The following is a 6,000-nucleotide window of genomic DNA, read 5'->3' as shown; positions in this document are numbered from 1 at the left end:
CGCTCCATCAAACTGTTCGGTGCCACGGTCTGGTGCTGAAGAATGGCTTGAGCCGGATGCGAGGTGACTCGCACGTCCGGTTCTTAGGGGGCGGCGGCGCAGCAATGCGCCGCTGCTACCCGACAATGCTGGCTCCCGCACGACCTGTTCCGCAGGCAGTGTGTGAGCTTCTGCACGCCCTTTCAACGGGTGGGCCGTAGCGAGGGAGCCGCAAGGCTCGCCGGTTTGAGCTAGCGCCGGCCTGTCAACCTCGCTACGTGCCCGCCCACCCGTTTGCAGCGAGTGTCGGGCGATTTCGAGAATCTACCGGAAATCGCGCCATGAGCAAACCCGCTGAAGCTCCATTTATGAACCCTCGTCTGTCGGTGAAACCCGCTGAATATAAGCGACTTGCCGGCGAAGTATTGGAAACAACCCGCACGTATGTGGAACGGCTTTCATCGCTGGCTATGCTTGCCAGGACGCTGCGCATAGGTATCGCGATGAACCATTGCGACCGTCGCGACCAGATGTTGCTTGCGGAGTTGTTGGAGCGTACGGCGCATCAGTACGAAACCGAGGCGAACATTGAGCGGGGGAAAATGACGGTCGTGATGGCCGATGCGGAGGAAGCAGAATCGAACGCTGCACGGCGCAGGAAAGGGCTGGGTGAATCAGTGGCGCCGCGCACGAGAACGCGCAGGAAGGTCGGCGCTAGCGTAACAGCATTGGCATGACATACTGCCGCGCTCTGCACGAATTGGCGGATAGCGTTACAGTGAATCTCCGCACCTACTTACCGATGGAGACGCCATGGACCGCGAAGCATTCACTGAAAGCCTGACGAAAGAAGGATTCCCTGAGGCCGTCGTTGTGACGCGCGAGGCGAACACCACGATGGATGTGCATGAACATTCATTCGAAGCAAAAGCGTTGATTCTGGAAGGCGAGTTGCACATCCGCGTGGGCGACACCGAGCAGGCATATAAAGTCGGCGACGTCTTTCACTTACCCGCGAACAAACCGCATGCAGAACGCTACGGTCCGAATGGTGTGACGTATCTGGTGGGAAGGAAGTAGGAGGGCGCGCGGCGACACGCATGGTCCAAGGCCACAGCACGTCGGCATCCGCGCCCCCAGCGCTCGCCTTTTCAATCGATCCGTTGATCTTCAGTTATTGAGCACAACGATCACCACGCTCATCTTCTGTACCCCTTTAAAACTATTTTCTTGAGGTGAGACCACAGCGACGCGCGTCTTGCTGCCCCAGGATGCGCGACGGCTCGTTCCTGATAGTCTTCAAATTCCAAAGCGGCGAAGCGGCCGAACTTCAACGCAATAGCTTGCCAATCAGCGCCGCAGCATCGACTGACGAGCCGCTTGGTGCTCGCTCGTATTCGGTCTGAATTGAACTCAGACACGATGAGTTTGTTACGGCCCCGTGCGGCACTCCTGGATCAACATCGCGTAGAGACTTCCCGCAATACGCTATCAACCAAGTCAAGTCGCAATTGATATCACGATATCTGCCGCTCTACGTGTAGAAAAAATATGGTTTTTGTCAAAATTCGACAAGAGCATTGGAGGTAGTTCACAGGACTGCGAAAAATGTTTACCTTTCTGATCCTAGACAGAATGGCACTTACTTAAGCCCGTGGAGCGTGTCCATATTTTCGGACGCACTCGCGTGCGATGTGACGAGGCTCTTTCAGCCATGGGTAAGACTTCGGTCTTCGTTTCCGCATTCGTGGTTCGATGCGACTGGGGCGATTCCCAACGCAAGACTGTGCGATCAGGCTGAACAGGAGACTCTGGTCGTGGGTTGCTGTCAGACCTCGGGCCAGCCATTCAGTCCATAACTGCACGGTGTGTTTGAAACTCAGTGTTCTCGGATCGGTGGCATAGTGGCTCGCGGCCTGCGCCATCAGCAACCGAATCACGTTATAGGCCAGCAGATGGACCCAGATCTCCTTCTCGTTCATGTGGGCTGTCTGGCAATGCAGTACGTCCATACCCATCGTCGTCTTGATGTTACGTAGATCCAGTTCCACGTTCCAGCGCCTGGCGTACAACTGCGAGAGGTCCTGTTTGCTGGTCTTGCGTGCATCAAGCATTGTGGTGACCAGCACCCGGTGATGCAGCCTGGACTCGCGCACCATCAGTTCATCGGGGAAGGCCTGGTACTGCTCACGCGTCATCCAGTCGGGACGCTGCCGGGGTTTGGGCCACGTCACAATGTGATCGCGCATGCCCAGCGACTTGCCTCGCCGGAAGTCCGTGCGGCGCGCCCCATGCTGTTCCATCACGACATCCACTCCGGCGGCGATCATTGAGGCCATCAGAAAGTAGTGGCAGTACAAGGCATCGGCGACGATCACATCACCTTTACAAAACGTATCTTGCAGCATGCGAAACGCCGTCAGCTCCCCGCTGCCTTTGCCCGCGTACGTTCCGACACCCGCCTCCAGCACTGCGCCGCTTGCCAGACAGATCACCGCAACCAGATAGGCTAACGGAAATCCCACTCCTTCGGCCTGAGAACTGGACTGCGGGAAGCGGGCCTGGTTCGACGGCGTATCGGGCATCGAGATTCCTGTGCCGTCAACCAGCTTGACCGGCCGCCCGCGCCACTTCCAGGCCGGCCTGGCCTGCTCATGCAGTTGACGCCCCGTCTCGCGCGCCAACTCCCGCACCATCGTCAGCGGCAGTCTCTGGCGAGCGCGACAGTAGCCTCCCGTACGCACACTCATGGGTCGCAGCCCGTCGGCAGCTCGCTGCGCGGCCCACCCGTTGACCGCCTTCTGACAGGAGGCGTCCTCTTCCAGCGCCTGGCGCATGAACATCGACAGTGTCACCGTCGGCGGATACAGCCGTTCCCGATGTTCTGGCAAATACGCTTCCGTTATGTCCAACAGCTCCGGGCTCGTCAGTATGTTGAAGTAGTCGACGGCCTGTGCCTTGCGCGCCTGGCTTTGAACGCTGCTTCGTGTTTGCCTGGGATGACTTCGTGCATTACGATCCATGGGGGCTGTTCTTTGGAATGAGACGGTGTTTGCCTGGTAACAACCATCGTATCAATCCTCGGATCAGCCCCCTCCCTTTCTCTTCAAGCACTTACCCGCGTCTTCTCCTCCATGCTGGCTTAAGTAAGTGCCATTCATCCTAGACACACACCAAATCGACGCAGTCAAGCTGCACGCTTGCCATATCAATTGCGATGAAAACGGAGATGAGACGATGGCCGATCTGCCCAGGCAAGTCAGAACGTATGAAAATCAGAGTAAGACAATGACCGGACGGCCGTCGTATTTCGTAGAAGCCGGGCACGACGAACGCAAAGGACTTGTCGGTCGTATCGTTCGAGGCGACCGAACGCATGGGCTCGCCATACCGTATCACGATCATCTTTGAGCGCACGAACAGGCTGTCAAGATCAGACTACCTCGGCAAGGACGCGGTGTTTTCGATCGTCCACGAGGACGCTCTACCACGGAAGTTCTCCGGCTGCATTGCGCTCTTCTCTAAGACCAGAACGAAGAAGGATTTCAGCAGTTACGAACGAGATCGTTGGACAAATTTTTAGAATTTGACGCGCTAACAACGATGATTATCAGCCCCCCATTCCTACCCGAAGCTGGAATCAACTCCAACGATGCAAACGCGACCGATCCAATGATGGATGCCGTCGACAAATTTGAATTGGCTCATGGCATTTACCCCATAGCGTTCGATCGTCGCTGGCATCCCGGCATGCATCTGGCGCCGCGATTGCAGAACGAGAAAGTTCGTGCGATCGCGGACGGCGAAGTCGTAGCTTACCGAGTGTGCCAGCATGCGTTCGACGGGGGCGGTGGAGTCCGGGACAGCAACGCTGGTTTCGTGTTGCTCAAACATACAACCGATACAGACGAAGGACGCAAGCTGACGTTCTATTCGCTCTATATGCACTTGCTTGAACTCGATGGTTATAACGACCACGGCTTTCACCCGAACGTTTTGCCGTTGTTCCTGCGAACAGCGTCGCCTGGACCCAATATGCAGCCGCCGGTTGTCGCTCCGGCTCAGCCCGGTGGCGGCCGTAAGATCTATCGGAAGGATATCCTCGGCCTGACCGGGCGATGCCACGGCCAGTTTCACATGCACTTCGAAATCTTCATGACGAAGCCGGATTTCGACGCGTATTTCGGTGCCACCCAACTGGGCCGCGAACAGGTCGTCACACCCACCACGACTGACTACTGGGGAAGCAGCTACTACGTCATTCCGCCACAACAGCAGTTTCTGCCGCTGCCGCCGGGCACGGATGCGAATAAGAAACTCCACGGCATCCGCTTCGAGCAACTGGACGTGGGACAGAATTCCGACACGCTGTATGTCGAGGTCTGGTTTCACAAGGGGGCCAAGTTCACCAAGGTCTGGCGCGATGCGGGCGGTGGACGACTCGAACTTCTGACTGAGCAGCCACTCCGCGAACAGAACTACGAATACGACCTCTACAAACGGGCAACCGCGCTGTATGCGACCTGTCCGAGCGACGGGTATGAACTGCTGCGCTTCGGGCGCATTCTCAGCACACCGACCACGCTGCCGGAAGCGGCGCTGACGACCTGGGCGCAAGTTGCCTTTGCTGCGGGCCGGAAGGGCTACATCGACGTTAACAATCGCGCCGTCCTGAAGTTATCCGATGCCGATTTTCCGTTCTTCAAGGGCTGGAAAAAGATCAGTGATGGTAACGGGCCATTTAATGCGGCCGGGCTGTGCGATATCGACGCCTTGAAGAAAATCCTGAAGGACGCGAAGCATCACGAGACGCCGCAGGAAGCAGTACAGACTGAGGAATACCAGAAGGAAGATGTCCTTGTCCGCTATGTGAAAACAACCGATGGAGTGCGCGAGCAATTGCGTGGTTTTGTATGTGAAGCGCCGAGCGAATGGGACAGCACGCACAATGAGGATCGTTACCGGAAGTTGAAAGACCCGGGCGAGTTCTACGCTGGCAACGACGCGGGCTACACGAAATTCATCAATCTGCTGAGGTCATTTCAGTTCTGGGAGTGCACGGGGCTACCTGCTGGCGAGAAGCTTTGGTTCTTCCATCCGACAGCGTTTATTCGACATTTCAGGAGGTGTGGGTGGTTGACCGGTAACGAACTGGCGAAAGCGTTTCCACCGGCAGCGCTACGTTCGTTGCCGCACTCTCAATGGACATCGGAGCAAGTAGTTCCACAGCGCACTACGATAGATTCGCATGGTCCAGCCCTGAACCAAGCGATGCGCAGGTTCGGCGTGACGACACCTCTGCGGCAAGCCGCGTTTCTGGGTAATGCAATGCAGGAGACCCAATGGTTTCGATTGCTCGAAGAGCAGGGTGCGGACCATCGGCGCTATTACCCATGGACCGGTCGTGGCTTTCTACAACTGACTTGGCCTGACAACTACGTCCGATACTGGCGCTTCCGCGGCCATCAAGTTGATCAAGCGTTGGCTAGTCGCTTGCATGAGGCTGCACGAGTGGCAGATCAGGCTGGCAATAACGCGGCCTTGGTAGCGGCCGACGTTAACGTTTCCGCTGAAATGAAGGAATGGCGGAATATTGTGGGAACCCGGCAATTTGAAGCGTCAGATAGTGCAGGAGCCTACTGGGCATGGTCTGACGCAACGAAATTTGCAGACAAGATTCCAGTCATGCGACGCGAAACGAAACAGGTTGGAAATACTGTTAAGCCTTACTACAGTTGCGATTCATTCGGCCAGGTCGCGGCCACGGTTAACGCGGGCTACCCTTCCTTCTCCTTGTCTAGTGTCAACGGACTTACTGCGAGGTACCAAGCTTACACCGCCGCGCTTGTCGCATTGATGGACCTTACGCGGTTTCCCGCCGCGAACGGGACAACGCAATTCACACCTGACTGGTAATCGGTACGGAGTATTCGATTGAAAATGAAGAGCGTTTCCGCGCGGACAATAATCATTGCCGTACTATTGTGGATCAACGGCTCAATGGCTCAATGGCTCAGAGTA

General features: G+C 56.6%; 4 protein-coding genes and 1 pseudogene. 3 read left to right on the top strand and 2 right to left on the bottom strand.

Features of this window, described 5'->3' with window-relative positions; genetic code table 11:
* Positions 1-320: 320 nt before the first annotated feature.
* Both FSO04_RS23790 and FSO04_RS23785 read left to right on the top strand, forming a co-directional pair.
* A complete protein-coding gene (locus FSO04_RS23790; RefSeq protein ID WP_154563073.1) occupies positions 321-716 on the top strand; it encodes a hypothetical protein in 396 nt (131 codons plus the stop codon).
* Between the two features lie 76 nt (positions 717-792).
* Positions 793-1,059, top strand: coding sequence for a cupin domain-containing protein (locus FSO04_RS23785; RefSeq protein ID WP_154563071.1), 267 nt, complete (start codon positions 793-795; stop codon positions 1,057-1,059).
* Between the two features lie 119 nt (positions 1,060-1,178).
* Here FSO04_RS23785 and FSO04_RS48765 read toward each other — a convergent pair.
* A pseudogene (locus FSO04_RS48765) lies at positions 1,179-1,412 on the bottom strand (Imm8 family immunity protein); the annotation flags it as partial.
* A 213-nt stretch (positions 1,413-1,625) separates the two neighbouring features.
* The gene (locus FSO04_RS23775) at positions 1,626-3,002 is read right to left on the bottom strand and encodes an IS4 family transposase (RefSeq protein WP_154563069.1); all 1,377 of its coding nucleotides are present in this window, start codon (positions 3,000-3,002) and stop codon (positions 1,626-1,628) included.
* A 544-nt stretch (positions 3,003-3,546) separates the two neighbouring features.
* Here FSO04_RS23775 and FSO04_RS23770 point away from each other — a divergent pair.
* Positions 3,547-5,895: a M23 family metallopeptidase gene (locus FSO04_RS23770; RefSeq protein WP_154563067.1), complete on the top strand. Its 2,349-nt coding sequence runs from the start codon at positions 3,547-3,549 to the stop codon at positions 5,893-5,895.
* The last annotated feature ends 105 nt before the right edge of the window (positions 5,896-6,000 follow it).

Origin of the sequence: Paraburkholderia madseniana, from assembly GCF_009690905.1 — a bacterium.
Taxonomy (GTDB): Bacteria; Pseudomonadota; Gammaproteobacteria; order Burkholderiales; family Burkholderiaceae; genus Paraburkholderia; species Paraburkholderia madseniana.
Note: the sequence above shows the minus strand (reverse complement) of the source record. Positions and strands in the feature narration are given on the sequence as shown.

What these genes read in the sequence shown, in the direction of transcription:
- FSO04_RS23790 (WP_154563073.1), top strand. Translation starts at nt 321, where the DNA reads ATGAGCAAACCCGCTGAAGCTCCATTTATGAACCCTCGTCTGTCGGTG.
- FSO04_RS23785 (WP_154563071.1), top strand. Translation starts at nt 793, where the DNA reads ATGGACCGCGAAGCATTCACTGAAAGCCTGACGAAAGAAGGATTCCCT.
- FSO04_RS23775 (WP_154563069.1), bottom strand. Translation starts at nt 3,002, where the DNA reads ATGGATCGTAATGCACGAAGTCATCCCAGGCAAACACGAAGCAGCGTT.